This window comes from Microcoleus sp. PH2017_28_MFU_U_A, from assembly GCF_020738035.1.
Taxonomy (GTDB): Bacteria; Cyanobacteriota; Cyanobacteriia; order Cyanobacteriales; family Microcoleaceae; genus Microcoleus.
On sequence record NZ_JAEQCX010000071.1, the window covers coordinates 34,725 to 49,654 of the forward strand.

At 46.4% G+C, this 14,930-nt stretch carries 16 protein-coding genes; 8 read left to right on the forward strand and 8 right to left on the reverse strand.

Going from position 1 to position 14,930, the window contains the following annotated elements; translation table 11 throughout:
- Complete coding sequence (locus JGK14_RS17380) at nt 1-981, forward strand: hypothetical protein (protein WP_293225261.1); 981 nt, start codon at nt 1-3, stop codon at nt 979-981.
- A gap of 105 nt (nt 982-1,086) precedes the next feature.
- On the opposite strand, the gene JGK14_RS17385 is transcribed toward JGK14_RS17380, so the two are convergent.
- From JGK14_RS17385 to purM, 4 genes are all read right to left on the reverse strand, one after another.
- Entirely contained in the window at nt 1,087-1,386 is a 300-nt protein-coding gene (locus tag JGK14_RS17385) for a DUF5615 family PIN-like protein (protein ID WP_325315328.1), read from the reverse strand.
- Between the two features lie 28 nt (nt 1,387-1,414).
- Entirely contained in the window at nt 1,415-1,735 is a 321-nt protein-coding gene (locus JGK14_RS17390; RefSeq protein WP_325315309.1) for a DUF433 domain-containing protein, read from the reverse strand.
- A gap of 138 nt (nt 1,736-1,873) precedes the next feature.
- Nucleotides 1,874-2,515: a Uma2 family endonuclease gene (locus tag JGK14_RS17395; RefSeq protein ID WP_293225255.1), complete on the reverse strand. Its 642-nt coding sequence runs from the start codon at nt 2,513-2,515 to the stop codon at nt 1,874-1,876.
- 259 nt (nt 2,516-2,774) lie between these two features.
- Complete coding sequence (gene purM / locus JGK14_RS17400; protein WP_325315310.1) at nt 2,775-3,803, reverse strand: phosphoribosylformylglycinamidine cyclo-ligase; 1,029 nt, start codon at nt 3,801-3,803, stop codon at nt 2,775-2,777.
- A 68-nt stretch (nt 3,804-3,871) separates the two neighbouring features.
- Here purM and JGK14_RS17405 point away from each other — a divergent pair, with 68 nt between their 5' ends.
- The 5 genes from JGK14_RS17405 to JGK14_RS17425 all read left to right on the forward strand — a co-directional run bounded on the left by JGK14_RS17405 (nt 3,872) and on the right by JGK14_RS17425 (nt 10,413).
- Entirely contained in the window at nt 3,872-4,117 is a 246-nt protein-coding gene (locus JGK14_RS17405; protein ID WP_325315311.1) for a hypothetical protein, read from the forward strand.
- Between the two features lie 536 nt (nt 4,118-4,653).
- Nucleotides 4,654-5,721 (forward strand): septal ring lytic transglycosylase RlpA family protein, encoded by a 1,068-nt coding sequence (locus JGK14_RS17410; protein ID WP_293185424.1) that lies wholly within the window; start codon nt 4,654-4,656, stop codon nt 5,719-5,721.
- A 559-nt stretch (nt 5,722-6,280) separates the two neighbouring features.
- Nucleotides 6,281-7,867, forward strand: a complete 1,587-nt coding sequence (locus JGK14_RS17415; RefSeq protein WP_293242650.1) for a bifunctional pantoate--beta-alanine ligase/(d)CMP kinase — start codon at nt 6,281-6,283, stop codon at nt 7,865-7,867.
- A 340-nt stretch (nt 7,868-8,207) separates the two neighbouring features.
- Nucleotides 8,208-9,131: a polysaccharide deacetylase family protein gene (locus JGK14_RS17420; RefSeq protein ID WP_293185445.1), complete on the forward strand. Its 924-nt coding sequence runs from the start codon at nt 8,208-8,210 to the stop codon at nt 9,129-9,131.
- Between the two features lie 376 nt (nt 9,132-9,507).
- Entirely contained in the window at nt 9,508-10,413 is a 906-nt protein-coding gene (locus JGK14_RS17425) for a Uma2 family endonuclease (protein WP_325315312.1), read from the forward strand.
- A 93-nt stretch (nt 10,414-10,506) separates the two neighbouring features.
- Here JGK14_RS17425 and JGK14_RS34070 read toward each other — a convergent pair whose 3' ends face one another.
- From JGK14_RS34070 to JGK14_RS17440, 4 genes are all read right to left on the reverse strand, one after another.
- Nucleotides 10,507-10,731: a GNAT family N-acetyltransferase gene (locus JGK14_RS34070; RefSeq protein WP_367120481.1), complete on the reverse strand. Its 225-nt coding sequence runs from the start codon at nt 10,729-10,731 to the stop codon at nt 10,507-10,509.
- Between the two features lie 9 nt (nt 10,732-10,740).
- A complete protein-coding gene (locus JGK14_RS17430) occupies nt 10,741-10,989 on the reverse strand; it encodes a hypothetical protein (RefSeq protein ID WP_325315313.1) in 249 nt (82 codons plus the stop codon).
- 92 nt (nt 10,990-11,081) lie between these two features.
- On the reverse strand, nt 11,082-12,152 hold the full coding sequence (locus JGK14_RS17435; RefSeq protein WP_293326654.1) for an NAD(P)/FAD-dependent oxidoreductase: 1,071 nt from the start codon (nt 12,150-12,152) through the stop codon (nt 11,082-11,084).
- Between the two features lie 27 nt (nt 12,153-12,179).
- The gene (locus tag JGK14_RS17440; RefSeq protein WP_293225245.1) at nt 12,180-12,359 is read right to left on the reverse strand and encodes a hypothetical protein; all 180 of its coding nucleotides are present in this window, start codon (nt 12,357-12,359) and stop codon (nt 12,180-12,182) included.
- A gap of 51 nt (nt 12,360-12,410) precedes the next feature.
- On the opposite strand from JGK14_RS17440, the gene JGK14_RS17445 reads away from it, so the two are divergent.
- Both JGK14_RS17445 and JGK14_RS17450 read left to right on the forward strand, forming a co-directional pair.
- Nucleotides 12,411-13,256 (forward strand): YaaW family protein, encoded by an 846-nt coding sequence (locus JGK14_RS17445; RefSeq protein ID WP_293185418.1) that lies wholly within the window; start codon nt 12,411-12,413, stop codon nt 13,254-13,256.
- A gap of 52 nt (nt 13,257-13,308) precedes the next feature.
- Nucleotides 13,309-14,919, forward strand: a complete 1,611-nt coding sequence (locus JGK14_RS17450; protein WP_325315314.1) for an O-antigen ligase family protein — start codon at nt 13,309-13,311, stop codon at nt 14,917-14,919.
- Nucleotides 14,920-14,930 lie beyond the last annotated feature (11 nt).

Genomic DNA, 14,930 nt, shown 5'->3' on the forward strand with positions numbered 1-14,930 from the left:
ATGTCGGGAGTTTTATCTTGGTTTGGAATAGGTAGATCAGATTATAGGCCTTCTAATCTAGACGTATCAGTTGAAATTTTTGAGACTGTCATTGCCAGAATAAGTCATGCAGTATCAGTTTCTAACCGTGAGGAAGGTGGAAAGTTTATTGGAAAAATTAGTCAAAATGGCAATCATATAAAAATCCGAGTAGAAACTTATATAGACTCTGGGCCTCGTGTCAATAACTCAGTAGGTCACTTGATGCCAGATGGTGAGTATCAAGAAGCAATGTTTCGCGTGTTGGAGACATTTGACCAAGATATTAATTACCTGGGTTCTTGGCATACTCATCACTGCAATGGACTAGCAGAATTGAGTCAAGGTGACATTAGGGGTTATACAGAAACTGTGAATAGCCGTCAATATGATTTGGACTATTTCTTTGCTCTATTGATTACAGATTTGTGTGGCTCGGAACTTCGGAAGCGTTACTACTTATTTGTCAGAAGTCAAGGCTCTGCGGAAATCCCTGATTCTGCCGTACATATTATTAAAGGATCATCACCTTTAGAGCAAATTTTGAAAATTGCCGAAGAAGCTGCATTTGCTCATCGTAGAAGTCAAGCAAATTTCTATAGAGGTGCTTCTGAACATAGACCTCAGATGGAGGTAGCCACAGATTTTATGCAAAAAATACGGAGTGAAGATAGAGGATGGATTTTGAATAACTTTCCTGCGGCACAGACACTCGAAGCCAAAAGGGATGGAGCTATATATTGGAGGTGGTTAATACCTTTAGATAATGGTGAACTTAACGTTCGTTATCAATATCCTATCTATTCTTCTTCTAAGCCAGCACATTTAGAAATTATCTATGACAGCGAGGAAGTTATCTCAGAAAATATACTATTAAATTCTTCTCGGTTTGAGCAAATTGATAAATATTTAGCTCTGGCAATGAAGAATGCGAAGTCAATAGCATCAAGAAACACAAAATGAAAAAAATAGGGTAGAAGATGAGTTATCTGTTATGTCCCAAATTGTCAAAAGTGCGATCGCCCTTTTCCCCCAAACAACAAAAAGTGCGATCGCCTTACAATCATGTCAAATATATTCAATCCTCCCGATCATTTCTTCAGGTGCATACACTTCATAAATTAAAATCAAACTACGGATAATCTCGCCCACAGAACGAGAATTAGAAGGACAATAGACAATACCCGGATAATCTGTGGTATCGCTTGCCATAATTAAAAAATCGTCATCGTGAGTTACTATCACGCGCTGCTCAAAGCGAATAAATTCCAGGTGTGACTCATCGCTTTTTGTACGCAATCCTGCATCAACTGTTGTTGTAATATCTATGCCGTAACGACGCAAACCGCGCGCAATGTTAGAGTCAATATGTTCGTCTCAATGAAAACGAATTTGCTCACTCACCTCTAATTGCTCTCAATTTTTCTTGTAACGGAGATGGTGGACTCTTGCGCTTTAATTCTTCCACCATAGCTCGACTTTCAGCAGTGTGACGATCGATTTCTTCTCTCCGATCGTAATAATAGGTCATTGCTGCATGAACCGAGGCAAGTTGCAAATCATACTTGCCCGCGATTTCTTCTATAGACATCCCCATTTTCAGATACATTTCAGCGATGTGCGCTACAGCAATTCGATGGCCTGCAATGCACGGCTTACCACCAAGTACCCCAGGCGTAATTTCGATATGTTCTGTGATGACTGATTCCTTAGACATCTTAGTTAAAGGCTCTTAATCAGTAATGTTTAAGCTCTTTAATCTTAGCACAAAAGGTTTTTGCAGTAATTTGAGTATGCCGTCAAGCTTATGCTGATCAAGAGTCATAGCTACATTCGATCGGCATCTATTCTGGTTTTAACCAGAAATCAGTCGTTGTCGAAATTCCTTAACTGCTGCGAGGGAATTCGGATATCGGACATATTCCGCCAATAATTCTATATCTAAATTAGGAAGAATTTCGCTCCGATAGATTTGCTCATAACCGCAGGTTTGGACAAATTGAACTGGAATCTCTTCTCGCAGGTAGTAGAGGCTAAAACGTTCATTTTGCCAAAACCAAACCTCTTTAACATTTAACCTTCTGTAAACTTCCAGTTTATTCAGACCACCACTGGTAACAACAACCTCAATTGCCAAATCGGGAAATTCTTTGTCTGTACCAATGCAGTAAGCTTCATCGGGTTCCGTCCCACCTCTTTTTTCCTCTTGCCGCAGGGTTGTAGAACCAAAGGGAAAATAGTCGATATCTGCTTCTAAAAAGTAGATTTCTAAAAGATCTCCAATCCGCGTTTTTCTGTTTTCATGGCGACGGGAAGGTGAGATAATTTCTAAGACTCCATCTAAATATGTGACTCGATATGCCAAACTATCCCCATTTCTGGTGAGTAAGGTTTCGTATTGTTCCCAGTTAATGCGATCGGTAATATAGCGACATTCGGAATCTTGGCGTTGGAGTGCTTGTTGGTCAAGTAGAGCATTGAGATCGCTTGTCAACATAGTATTACCTCCTTTAGGTTGTCTTGATTATAATGAGAGTTAATGCGATAAATCTTGTTAAAAAATTTTGCCTTAAAAAAGAAGTATTACCTATTGACTAGGCTAGAATTACTGTGGTATATTTTAGATAATGGGAGTGGTAAGTTAAATTTTAAAATTGCCACTATTTCCATTATCTAATTGTACTTCCTTTGCTGCCAGGAGTCAAGCATTTAACCCGAAAAAAAAGGGCGATTTTTTTTAATTCACGCAACTAAAATTAATCGACGCCCATTACCAATTCTCCACTACCGTCAATAACTTCGCCGATCGCAAAAGCACCAATTCCCTGAGACTCAAACCACTTCACAGCCTGCTCAACTTCCCGGCGATCGACCAACAGCACAAAGCCAATACCCATATTAAAAGTATTGAACATATCGGCAGTCGCCACAGAGCCAGCCTCAGCAATCCAGTCAAAAATTGGCAAACTCGGCCAGCTATTGCAGTCAATTTTCACAGATTGATTGGCTCCCAAACAGCGGGGCAAATTTTCCGGCAAACCGCCGCCTGTAATGTGAGCCATACCGTGAATTTCTAAACCGCTCTTAAGGGCTTCGAGGACTGGTTTCACATAAATTGTAGTCGGAGTCAGCAGCACTTCTCCTAAACTTTGACCGCCCAATCTTTCCGGTTGGGAATTCCAATCAAAACCTAGATCGCCGGCAATTTTTCGCACCAAACTAAAACCGTTGCTGTGCACCCCGGAACTAGCCAGCCCGACAGCCACATCTCCCACCCGTACCTGGGAAGCGTCAAGCAATTTGCTCTTTTCGACAATTCCCACGCAAAAACCAGCCAAATCGTACTCGCCGGCTTGGTAAAAACCAGGCATTTCTGCGGTTTCCCCTCCGAGCAAAGCACAGCCCGCTTGTTTGCAACCGTCAGCAATTCCTGTCACCACCCCAGCTAATTGTTCGGAGTTTAACTTTCCTGTCGCTAAATAATCTAGAAAAAAGAGGGGCTCGGCGCCGGATGTCAGCACGTCGTTGACGCACATCGCCACCAAGTCGATACCTACCGTGTCGTGCCGATCGAGATCGTGGGCCAATTTCAACTTAGTTCCCACGCCGTCAGTGCCCGAAACCATCACTGGCTCTTTTAAACCCTCCGGGACGCTGAAAAATCCGCTAAATCCGCCGAATCCGCCCAAAACTCCCGATCGGTGGGTGCTTTTGACTGTATTTTTGATGCGATCGACAAAAGCTCTGCCCGCCTCAACATCCACACCTGCTGCTCGATAATCCATAAGTCCCCCAAATCCATTTGTAAGTTTTAGTTTATTCCCAAGAGTCAGCCGATTTTGGATTTTGGATTTTGGATTGGGGATTGGGGATTGAGAATTGGGCATTGGGCATTGGGCATTGGGCATTGGGCATTGGGCATTGGGCATTGGGCATTGCGGATTTTGGATTGAGGATTGGGGATTTTGGATTGAGGATTGGGGATTTTGGATTGAGGATTGGGGATTGCCGATTGCGGATTGAGGATTGCCGATTGCGGATTGGGGATTGGGGATTGCCGATTGCGGATTTTAGGCTTCCAGGTAAGCGCCAAGGTTGAACGAGCTCTGGAGCTGGGATCTCGAACAGAAGTATAAAATTTTGCGATCGCAGCAAGTATCCATTTGGGGGCGAACTCAACATTTAATACTTGACAAACAGATTTTTTCAGGCTAATCCTTCGGCAGCCATAAAATACACGAATTTTTTGTAAATTTTTGTAAAAATTTCTGGAATTCTGAAAATGGCTGTAACCACTGCAATTAAAGGACTTTATTAGACAGAGTTCTGAGAAAATTTGAGCAATATTGCTCAAATGTATCGAAACAGCGATCCCCAAGCGCAAAAGTTTGTGGTAGTCTGTTGCAGTTCGTTACCAAAACACAAATTGCAGATCGAGTATTGAGTTGTCAAAGATCGGGGAAGTTTCAGCCAAAATTTTTTTTTCGCTGAAGCATTACAGCAAAAACGCACCCGGATACTTTGCTTTGACTCACGGGGGAATAGCGAAGGGATCGAGAAAAATCCTTGACGCCTGCCGCCAAATGGCCAATCCTCCAATCTCGGTTGGCAATGGCTCTTCACAAAAATGGACGTATGAAGGAAAAATTTGTTGGTGGTTTACTCGCTGTCCTGTTAGTTCCTGTGGTAGGAACGGCCTCTTCTTGTCACGCACAAGCGACAGACGCTCTGAAGCCAGACTCTCAGGGCTCCAAGCAGCAAGTAATTGCCACCCAACCGTCCCCGCAGTTAAACGCAACTCGGGCCGAAGCACAAAAAGTTGGACAGTATCAGTACCAAGCAAGAGCTGACATTGACCAAGACTCGATCGTCAAAATTCAGCCCCACGACTTGGAGGGGCGACAAGCAGTGACAGTCTACGTGCGAAACATTCCAGTCATCACCTTTCTGAACCCAAGCCAGGAAACCAACACCAAAATTGGAGAAACTGGCGATCGCAAAGCCAGTGGTAGCAGTCAGTCAAAAGTAGCCGGCACAAAAGAAAATCCCAAAGCCGGAAACACTGCCAGCAATTCCACCAATCAAGAACCAGATCCAATGTGGCGGGCATCTAGCTTAGCAGCAAGACTCAACCAGCTAAACCGCAACAACATCGATCCCAACAGCATTACCGTTAAGTGGGAAAAAGGCGATCGCTACATAATCCAGGCAAACGGCGAGGATTTGGTAAGCATCAACGCTCAAAACATCCTCCCCGACACCACGAGCAACTTCAGCCGAGATGCTCTGCAAGTAACCAATCGCCTCCGCCGACTCCTGGGCAACGCCCCACCCTTGGAAGCAGTCGCAGGCCAACCCCAACCCGAACCAGAAGCCCCCGTGCTATCTTTGGGCCCACTTCAAGTGCGGCTCAGCGGCTTGGCTTCCTGGTACGGCCCCGGATTTGATGGCAACCTCAGCGCCAGCGGCGAGCGTTTTAACCAAAATGCCTTGACTGCTGCACACCGCCACTTGCCCTTCGGCACTCTAGTCATGGTGCGAAATCTTGACAACGGCCGCTCCGTCGTCGTTCGGATTAACGATCGCGGCCCCTACGTGGGCGATCGGCTGATTGACTTGTCGGCCGGCGCAGCCAACGTGCTCGGAATGATGAGCAGCGGCGTTGCGAGAGTGGAAATCCAAGTAATCGAACCGAAAAAGTAAACAACAGTTGACAGTTGACAGTTGACAGTTGACAGTTGACAGTTGACAGTTGACAGTTGACAGTTGACAGTTGACAGTTGACAGTTGACAGCTTGAGGGCGACCTCTACCTAGAAGTCCGAGGATTGGAGTAATAGACCTCTTGCAAAAATCGGAAAACACCCTGAAATCATCTGCGTTTATCTGTGTTTATCTGTCTGACATCTGCGGTTGAAGGATCGCTCAAAGACATCGCTCAAAGACTTATGCAAGAAGTCTAATGAATAGTCTGCTTTTAATTTCTCCCTACAAGGGTTGCGGCTTTAAACCAATTCTTTCTGGTAAGGCAGAATACAAAAGTTATCCGAACTGTAGAAAGCAGAAACTAGAATAAAACTTGTCCGGGCTTGAAGTATCTGACATCTTGCACTCGTCGCCATAGTCTCGCGCCCCACCATAGTTTATTTGTTGTGGAACTCGCACGCGAGGCAAGTTGCTAACATTGGTGCCAGATGTCCGATCGAACAAATTCAGACAAATAAATTCTGCATTCTGCCGAATGCCTTCAGGAGATTGTATCGGTGCAACTGTTTACTAGCATTGCAGCACTTCGCTGCTACTTAAATTCACAAAAGTCTGCTGCACCTCACGTGACAGTCGGTTTGGTGCCGACGATGGGAGCTTTGCACGCCGGACATCTCAGCTTGATCCAGCGGGCAAGACAAGACAATGCGATCGTCCTAGTCAGCATTTTTGTCAACCCGCTGCAATTTGGCCCGACAGAAGATTTTCAAGATTATCCCCGAAATTTGGATCGAGACCGGCTGCTGTGCGAACAAGCTGGTGTTGATGCCATTTTTGCTCCCCCAGCAACAGAAATGTTTGGGAACCCAGGGGGCGATCGCACAGCAACCGACAAAACCGCCCAAACACAAAATCAACTTTCATCCTTAACTCAAGTAGTGCCGCCACCCGCGATGACATCGGTGTTGTGCGGCAAGTCTCGGCCCGGTCATTTTCAGGGCGTCGCGACAATTGTGACCAAACTTTTGAGTTTGGTGCAGCCGACAAAAGCTTATTTTGGTCAGAAAGACGCCCAGCAGCTAGCAATTATCCGCAAGCTCGCCTGGGATTTTAACTTGCCTGTAGAGATTGTTGCTTGCCCGATCGTCCGCGAAGAGTCTGGACTAGCAATGAGTTCTCGAAATCAGTATTTAACAACAGAGCAAAAACAGCAAGCCTGCGCCCTCTACCGCGCGCTGGAACAAGCCTCAAAAACTTTTGCTTCAGGCGACCGCACCTGGGCCGCCACACTCGCTGCCGCGCGCGCCGAAGTCGCTGGAGAACCCGAAGTTAAGCTCGAATACGCCGAACTCGTCGATCCCGACACTCTGATGCCGTTGGAGGTGGTGGAAACAGCGGGACTTTTAGCGGTAGCAGCCAGAGTTGGCTCTACTCGCTTGATTGATAATATAATTCTCAGGAACCGCAGGCCAATTGTGGCGATCGATGGCCCGGCGGGGGCTGGCAAATCTACGGTAACTCGCCAAGCAGCAAAAGCTTTGGGCTTGTTTTATCTCGATACCGGCGCGATGTACCGGGCGCTGACTTGGCTGGCTTTGAAAACAAACACGCCGATGTCCGACGAATGTGCGATCGCCGAATTAATTAGTTACAGCTATTTGGAATACAATCTCGATCCCGCATCTTTCATGCTGAAGATTAACGGCGAAGACATAACCGAGGCAATTCGCAGTTTGGAAGTGACATCTCGCGTCTCGGAAATGGCGGCAATTCCCGCTGTGCGCCAGTTTCTAGTAGATGAACAGCGGCGCTGCGGTACAAAAGGTGGGATTGTGGCAGAAGGCCGCGATATAGGAACTAATGTTTTTCCCGATGCGGAATTGAAGATTTATTTGACGGCTTCGGTACAAGAGCGATCGCGCCGGCGGATGTTAGAACTTAAAGACGCCGATCGGGCTAATATTAGTTTGGCCCAGTTAGAACAAGACATCGCTCTGCGGGACTCCAAGGACAGCACTCGCCTGATAGCACCTTTACGGAAAGCTGCTGATGCTGTGGAAATTCAAACAGATAATCTGACTGTTGACGAAGTTATCGATCGGATTGTCGGCTTGTATCAAGAAAGAATCGGCCCTAAAAGTTAATTTGAAGACGCTGGGGCGGGCGATCGGCCCGTAGTGTCAGTTAGCGGCCCGGCTTTTTGGGTCTGAGCCCCTAACTATATAGAATAGAACGTGCAATTAACGGGATTTAACTACCTTCCGGAAGATTGCCACTATTCCCCGTTTTGATCGGTTAGGGGAACTCTCGGTGAAAATTCTTAAACTTGTTAATCCTGCCGGACTTCCCCGCGATCGGTCATTTGCAGTAACATTTCTATGACAATCGCATTTAATACGATCGTCCTGAGTGGATTAACTTGATATCAAAATAAAATCTAGAATTAATTTTCCAAGGTGTGAAGGAGATAATGACGTGACAAATATGAAACGGCTTTTGAGGCGGCAAAAAAAATTAATCGTTGCTTTTCTGGCCGCCGCAGGCAGTTTTTTGCTGGGTGTGACGTTACCAATGAACTTGCGGGCCAATCAACCAGCGCCACCGATGCAGCCACAAGTCTTGGCAGTATCCTCGCCAGAACCAAAACTGATATCTAATGTTAGTGGGATCGCAGGAGCGATCGCCCATCGAGTTGAAGTTTCCCAAAAAGCTCTAGCTCAACAGCAGGAAACTCGTTTTCAATCATCCCTACCATCCCAGTTTAAAGGTACCATGCTGCGTCAGGCAAAACTGGACCAGCAGCACAAGGCGATCGCCCTGACATTTGATGACGGGCCCTGGCCGACAACTACTAGACAAATCCTAGAGATTCTCAAGAAAAACAATATTAAGGCTACATTTTTTTGGGTAGGAAGATACCTGCAAACATATCCCGAACTTGGCAAACAAGTTGCGTCAGCCGGCCACGCGATCGGCAACCACACTTGGAACCACCAATACATTAAATATAACGAAGACGGTGCGGCTCGCGAGATCGATCGCACGTCATCATTAATTGAGGAAGTGACGGGGGTAAAAACATCACTGTTTCGGCCGCCAGGAGGCATTTTAAACAATGGCTTGGCAGCCTACGCACAGAAGAAAAATTATGCAGTTATCATGTGGTCTGCTGATTCTTTAGATTGGCGGACTGCGACGCAATCGTTGATGGACAACGTGATGCGGCAGGCAAATTCTGGCGGCATTGTGTTGATGCACGACGGCGGTGGCAATCGATCGAGGACTGTACAAGCTTTGCCGGATATTATTGCTAAACTGAGAAAAGAAGGGTACAAATTTGTAACAGTTCCAGAGTTATTGCAGATGCAAGAACAAGCTTTGAAAAAGCAGGAGACAGCACAAAAATAAAAAATGGGGAAAGTGGCAATTTACACCATTTCCCAGGTTTTTGTAAGTCATATCAATTCCGGCTGCGCCGGAATGATATAGAGGACACTCAAGATGCCGTTTCCCTACCGCGATCAATTGTAGGGACTAAGGCACTCGCGGTGTCCTCCGTTTATATGATTCCGATGAAGAGCGGATTTGATATCATTCGATCTATTTTTTAGAGCAATAGCTGAATGAATAACGAAGAAGTAGCAACCACGCCCGGTTCCACCGGATGTTATATTGCTAAAATCATTGCTTTAATTGCCTTCTTCCTCTGCACAAATCGATCGACAATCGCTATGCTGTGGTAATAGAGCATCAGTCCGATCGCTAGGTCGATCGCGTACCAGTCATGACCCAAAGTCTCAGTACGACAGGCTTACCCCCCGCCTTCCCGGATCACACGCAACTCCCCGAATCTGATGGCACTTTTGTGAAAAATTTCCAAGAGCATCCCCAAAGCATCTTGCTCACAGACTCCCTAGAAATCACACTGCAAAGGCTTCACCCCGACGGACAATATGCGATCGGGCAAGATTGTGGCATCTACTGGCGCGAAACCGACCCACCAGAAAAGGGTGCCGAAGCGCCTGACTGGTTCTACGTCCCCAACGTTGGGCCCCTCGTGGACGGCGAAATTCGTCGCTCTTACGTGATTTGGCGCGAGTATATGGTGCCAATAATTGCGATCGAGTTTGCCAGTGGGAATGGTTCCGAAGAGCGAGACAACACGCCTTTATCCCGTTTACCAGAAGGTACTACTCAGAAACCAGGGAAGTTTTGGGTATACGAACAGATTATCCGCATTCCCTACTACGCCATTTATGTAATTAAAACCAGCCAACTGGAAGTCTACAACTGGGTGAATGGTTGCTATTGCCGATTGGAACCGAACGATCGCGGACATTACCCGATCGACCGTATGGGCATAGAATTAGGCCTATGGGAAGGCAGCTATCAAAATCAGACACAGCGGTGGTTGCGCTGGTGGGATAACCAGGGAAATTTGTTGCTCACCGGAAGCGAGCAAGCTCGACTCGAACGCCTCCATACCGAACAGGAACGCCAGCGGGCGGAAGCTGAGAGTCAGCGGGCGGAAGCTGAGAGTCAACGGGCGGAAGCTGAGAGTCAACGGGCCGATCGCGCGGAGCAAACACAACGAGATGCTATCCCCCAACTGTTGGGAATGGGTTTGAGTCTCGAACAAGTTGCCCAGGCGCTTTCTGTGTCGGTGGAGGAGGTGCAGCGTTTGAGATAAAGCTCTGCTTCTTTGTCCCTACTATTAGACCTCTGGCATAATTATTGTGGAACAGGCATCCTGCCTGTTAGGGACTATCTTTTTGCCAGAAATCTATTGCAACAACTTCTCCATAAATACAAGGCATGGACTATCGTTGTATCTCTCAATTGGATAAAAGCCAAGCTTCCTATAAAGTTTGAGTGCCTCTGGTTGTCGCTCTTCGTTTGCTAGGTCAAGCCTAATCTTCCAATAACCTGCCTGCTTTGCGAAATCAAAGAGTATTTGAGCCATTTTCCAGCCTAACCCCTGTCCTCGATACTCTTTGAGAAACCACATCCGCTTAAGTTAGCAGATTTCATCATCAAGTTTTCGGATGCCTCCAGTGCCTACAACCTGCTCACCATCAACTAATACCAAAAAAGTGCCGTTATTGTCGAAATAGTGCGATCGTACATTCTCAATATCAGACATTGAATCATAGCGACTCAACTCATCCTTGGTTAATACGCCCTGCCAAATTTCTATACATACCGCAATGACTACTTGCTTGGCTTGTTCAATTTGATGTTGCTGGATTAGTTTAATCTCAACCACTTGCTTTGCTGTAAATCTTCACTACAGAACCCAACCTAACATCAAGCTTAACTTAGATTTTCCTCCCAGCCGCACCTTAATTGTAGTCTTAATTACCAATTTAGACTGGAATTTAACGGCAAACTATCCAACTGAGAATCAACCCAATTAGCCGCCGCAACTCCCGATCGCAAAGCAGCTTCAATTTGACCTTCCCCGCACAAATCCCCCGCACAAACCAACGGCAAAGTTTCTTCCGCCACCAAACAAGAAACAGGTAAAGGATTCCGACAAAAAGCATAGCGCCAGCGGTGAACCTGCAACCATTCCGGCTGCTTGAGCCAAGGCATTAAATGTTCAGAAGCGCGATCGAGCAATTGCTGACCGATTGTTGGCAAATCGGTAGATTCTAGATGGCGATCGGCAAAATTGGCGCTGCTGTGAACTACAAACACAGGCTGTTGCGGATCGTCGAGCCGCTTGCTGCTGTCGAGCCCAATCCAACTTAAATCAGAATCATCGGGAAAAGAAACCGATTTCCACTGCGGATTTAGATTGCTCAAATCAGAATTTCGTTCCGCAGAATAGCCAGCCATAACTGTAATGCAAGCGTCGTATTCTACAGAGCGCAATTTGTCAAGAAAATTAGAGGAAAAACCAAGTTCTGTATCCAAAAACATTAAAGCTTGAGGAGCAGGAATTGCCACCACCACAGCCTTAGCAATCAATTCTTGAGGTAGATCTAAATTGTCGTCGGTAACTTCCAGAGAAAGATGCCACATTTCACTCTCAGTACGAGAAATCGCTTTGACTCGGCGGCCGTACCAAATGTCTAAACCCTCTGCGATATACTTACCGACAGCATTCATCCCAGCCGGTGCGACATAACAAGAACTGGGAATCGAAGATATTTCTCCTTCTCGAAATTCTCCCACGCTATCCGTCCAAAGTTTCAGGATCTGGCGATCGACCAAAACATCAATTAACGCCTGCACCGCATCCCCCTGCGGCTCCAAATAGCGGGCCCCGTGATCGGCTCTAGTCCCCTGCACGCGACGAGTAGCGACTCGTCCGCCGGGGCCGCGAGATTTCTCAACAACCGCCACAGAATAGCCAGCCAGACGCAACTGTCGAGCACAAATCAGCCCTGCCATCCCCGCACCGATCGCCACAACATCGAACATACGTATAAATTGTGAGGTATTTTTGATTTACCAATCAGCATAAAGGCTGCGGGGCAAAAGATGCTCTGCACCACGAACATAAAAGCCCAAAGCCGTAGCGGGGCGTAAGCCATCGCCCTCCGCCAGGTAGTAAAATAATCGACAGGTAAGATTAGTTAAAAAAATGTAGCGATCGGCAAGTTCCAAAAGCGCGCTACTCAGCGACAATCTAAAATCTAAAATCTAAAATCTAAAATAGTATGACGGGAGGGCAAAATCTTGGACGAACTCAGAGCAGCACTAGAATTGACAACAGAAGAAGAATTGCAGCAACTAACCGAACTTCTGTTCAGTCGCAAGTTTAACCCTTTAGATTACGTGCAAACCCCCGCACCCCTAGACGTACAAAGCCGCGATCGCGAAGCATGGCTAGACGCCGTAGAACAAAGGTTTCGGTATCTTGCCGCCGACGGGTTGACGGTACTGAGAGGGCGAACCGAACAAGTAACCTACAGACAAGCACTAATTCAAGTTTGCCGCTATCTCAAAATCCCTTATCCCAAACAGTTGTCAACCACCGACTTAGAGGCAGAAGTATTTCTGCATTTAATGGGCCGCACCTGGAAGCGTTTACCGAAAGACGAACAGCAAGCCCTGACAGTCCGCGTACAGCGAGCAATTGTCGATGCTAAACTTTCTGAACCGTTGCCAATTTCTGCTGAAAAAGACCCGCTCGGTTTGCTGTTCAAAGGTGGCAGCGCTTTAGCCGTTAGTTCAATTTTAAAACCCATGTTGCTGAAATTGATGGCCAATCAATTTGCGCTGCACTTTGCTACCTATCAAATGGCCACACAAGTAGCGATCGCAGGGACTGCAACCGCAGCAACCCAGTTTCAAAATTATGTCGCAATTCAGACGGCGCGGCGGGGGATGGCCGTGACTGCGGCTCGTTACGGTGCGACACGGAGCGTGTTTTCATTGCTCGGCCCGGTGATGTGGACTTGGTTTTTAGCAGATTTGGGTTGGCGATCGATTTCTACGAACTACGGGCGCATTATCCCGACCATTTTTGCCTTGGCTCAAATTCGCTTAACGCGATCGGAATGCGTTTGGGAACTAGCGTAGCGATTTTGGATTTTGGATTTTGGAGTGAAGAATTGAAGAATTGGGAGTTTGGGTGAATATCAAAAAAACGTGGAAATTAGCTGTAAAACAGACAGCAAAAAATCTCAATTCTTACCTGCAAAAACATCCCGATCGCCGCCTGCAAATCCCTTGGAATTTAGCTCAAATCGGGATGCTAATTTTTCCGACAATTCCAATCTTGGGAGCTTTAGGAATATTCCTGGGATTGGCCGGCACTTGTCAGCAAAAGTTCCGGCAAATCTGCCGCAGCCCGCTGAATCGAGGATTCGCAATTTTGAGTGTGCTGCTAGTCATCACGACGATTTTTGCCAACAACCGTATCGAGGCTGTTTTAGGCTTGTGCAATTTTTGGCCATTCTTTATATTGTTTGCCGTTTTCAGCAGTTTAATTCAAACTCCGGCTCAGTTAAGACAATTGTCTTGGATAATAGCAATTAGTGCAATTCCCGTCATAATTTTAGGTTTGGGACAGCAATTTTTAGGTTGGAGCGGCATCGATCAATTGCAGCCTATTTTTGGCTGGGTACTCGAACCGAAAGGCAATCCCCCCGGCCGCATGGCTTCTGTATTTATGTACGCTAATATTTTAGCCGGCTATTTAACAATCGCTTTTATTTTAACACTCGGATTGTGGATGGAAGAACGAGGAAGGAAGAAGGAAGAAGGAAGAGGGAAGAAGGGAGAGGGGGAAAGGGGGAGAGGGGGAGAGGGGGAGACGGGGAGAGGGGGAGAATTGCCCAATTACCAATTACCAATGCCCAATGCCCAATCCCCAATGCCCAATGCCCAATGCCCAATGCCCAATGCCCAATGCCCAATGCCCAATACCCAATTCATATTTTTAAGTTTTGCAGTAGTAGGAAATGCTGTTGCTTTGATTTTTACTAATTCTCGGAATGCTTGGGGATTGGCAGTTTTGGCAGTTTTGGCTTTTGCATTTTATGCGGGTTATAAAAAAATATTAGCTGCGGTTTTTAGTGCGGTGGGTGCAGTGTTTTTGTCGGCGTTTGGCCCGGAACCGCTGCGGCAATATTTACGAATAATTATCCCGGCTTTTTTCTGGGCGAGACTTACGGATGAAATGTTTCCAAATCGCCCGACTGCTACTTTGAGAACTACTCAATGGGAATTTGCTTGGTCGATGGCTCAGCAGCGTCCTTGGACTGGTTGGGGACTGCGAAATTTTACGCCTCTCTATCAAGATAGAATGCACGAATGGCTGGGTCATCCTCACAGTTTGATGCTGATGTTGGCTGCGGAAACGGGATTCCCAACAACGCTTTTGTTATTTGGTTTAGTTGGCTGGGTTTTGGCTAGAGGTGTTTTGCTGTTGGCGAATTGGCAGGTTTCTGCTGTGGATATTAAACAAGAGCAAATAGCAACTCTCGAAGTACCAGAAAATAATTTAGTTCTCAATCAAAATTCAATATCTAGTAGCACAAATCAGGTGGTTTGTCAAGATGTCGAAAATGCCGATCGCCTAATTTTCTTCAGTTATTTATTAGCCTTCGCCGCCTGTACGCTGTTTAACACTGTAGATGTAACTCTGTTTGATTTGCGGGTTAATACGATAAGTTGGGTGTTGTTGGCGGCGATTTGCGGAATCGGGAATAGGGAATCGGGAATAGGGAATAGGGAATAGGGAATCGGGCA

Excerpts from the sequence above, each read along its gene's own strand:
- JGK14_RS34070 (WP_367120481.1), bottom strand. The coding sequence starts at position 10,731 with ATGTGGTTTCTCAAAGAGTATCGAGGACAGGGGTTAGGCTGGAAAATG.
- JGK14_RS17390 (WP_325315309.1), bottom strand. The coding sequence starts at position 1,735 with ATGTCTAAGGAATCAGTCATCACAGAACATATCGAAATTACGCCTGGG.
- JGK14_RS17435 (WP_293326654.1), bottom strand. The coding sequence starts at position 12,152 with ATGTTCGATGTTGTGGCGATCGGTGCGGGGATGGCAGGGCTGATTTGT.
- JGK14_RS17425 (WP_325315312.1), top strand. The coding sequence starts at position 9,508 with ATGACCCAAAGTCTCAGTACGACAGGCTTACCCCCCGCCTTCCCGGAT.
- JGK14_RS17380 (WP_293225261.1), top strand. The coding sequence starts at position 1 with ATGTCGGGAGTTTTATCTTGGTTTGGAATAGGTAGATCAGATTATAGG.
- JGK14_RS17420 (WP_293185445.1), top strand. The coding sequence starts at position 8,208 with ATGAAACGGCTTTTGAGGCGGCAAAAAAAATTAATCGTTGCTTTTCTG.
- JGK14_RS17410 (WP_293185424.1), top strand. The coding sequence starts at position 4,654 with ATGAAGGAAAAATTTGTTGGTGGTTTACTCGCTGTCCTGTTAGTTCCT.
- purM (WP_325315310.1), bottom strand. The coding sequence starts at position 3,803 with ATGGATTATCGAGCAGCAGGTGTGGATGTTGAGGCGGGCAGAGCTTTT.
- JGK14_RS17395 (WP_293225255.1), bottom strand. The coding sequence starts at position 2,515 with ATGTTGACAAGCGATCTCAATGCTCTACTTGACCAACAAGCACTCCAA.